1 protein-coding gene is annotated in these 1,352 nt (G+C 61.1%); it reads right to left on the reverse strand.

Annotated elements, in window-relative coordinates:
* Window positions 1-18: 18 nt before the first annotated feature.
* On the reverse strand, window positions 19-1,089 hold the full coding sequence (locus tag D1J51_RS17660) for an IS110 family RNA-guided transposase (protein ID WP_119077316.1): 1,071 nt from the start codon (window positions 1,087-1,089) through the stop codon (window positions 19-21).
* Window positions 1,090-1,352: the final 263 nt, after the last annotated feature.

Genomic DNA, 1,352 nt, shown 5'->3' on the forward strand with positions numbered 1-1,352 from the left:
TTGATGCTCCTATAGTTGTCAACTCATGATTTCCCCGGTTCTTGGATTGACTTTGATCAGGTGGTAGAGCTCTCGGATCACGTAGCGCTTTAGACATCGGATGATGTCTCGTTTGCTCTTGCCCTCGGCGGTTCTGCGGGCGACGTAATCAATGGTGGGTTGGTGGAATCGCATTCTCACGATCACGGTCCGATAGATCGCGGCGTTGAGTTGTCGGTGTCCTCCATGGTTGATGCGATGCTTCCCACTTGTCATACCCGACCCTGTAGGGACGGGGCTGATGCCGGCGAGTTTCGCGAACGCAGCCTCGGATTTGATGCGCCCGGGATTATCGCCAGCAACAATGAGGATCTCGGCAGCAGTATCGACGCCGATACCGAACTCCTCCAGCAGGTGCGGAGCACGCCCGAGGACGAGTTCCTCGATCATGCCGTTGAGTTCTTTGATTTCCTCATCGAGCATGAGCCAACGCCTCGCGAGCGACCGCAGGGTATGCCGGTTCGCGTCCTCGGGAGACTCAAGGCTGCGCGGCCGGAATGCGGCGCAGTGACGCGCGAGAGCCCGCTGGGTCTTCCGAGCGGTCTCGGTGCGGAGCTGTTCTGGTGCGTGCACGAGCATCGCTTTGAGCGTCACCATCGTCGCGGCTTTCTGCTTGACCGCGGTGTCATGGGCGACTTTGAGCTGTCGAATCATCTCGACCGCCCCGTCCATCGTTTTCGGGGTCGCGGTCGCGAATCCCGCAAGCACGGCTCTCGCGGCGTTCTCCGCGTCGAGGGTGTCGGACTTCCCGTTGAGTCGGCGGAGACGCCTATCGGGGCGTGAGACCTCGACGACTTTGTGGCCTTGCCGGCGCAGGAACGAGGTGAGACCTGCCCCGTAGGAGCCGGTTCCCTCGATTCCGAACGAGATGATCCTCCCGAAGGTCCCAGCCCAGTCGAGGAGTTGCCGGAACCCAGCGGTGTCGGTCGCGATCGTGAGGGTCGCGAGGATCCCGCCGATGGTGTCCATCACTGCTGCGACGTGAATGTGTTTATGCGTGTCTATGCCGATCACGACGTGCCCTGAACGGGCGGGCTCTGCCTGGGTCATAGCGGGGTTCCTCTCTGCCGGTTATCGTGGGGTTCACGCTGTCACCGGCGAGGGGACAGGACTGTCACGGGGACGCTGTCGAAAGTATGCTCCAGGCTCCTATTAGGTCACGCCTCGTCCGGTGGCAGCGCTTATTACGCTGCCCGGGCGGAGGGTCGACAGATCAACGCAAAGGCACCCTGCGGGCCAATCGTAAGCAAGGGTCAGACCACTCCGGCCGGGACTTCCCAATCCTTGCGAGATCGGGTAAAAACAGACTGACA

This window comes from Leucobacter sp. wl10, assembly GCF_003569785.1.
In the GTDB taxonomy this organism is placed as follows: domain Bacteria; phylum Actinomycetota; class Actinomycetes; order Actinomycetales; family Microbacteriaceae; genus Leucobacter.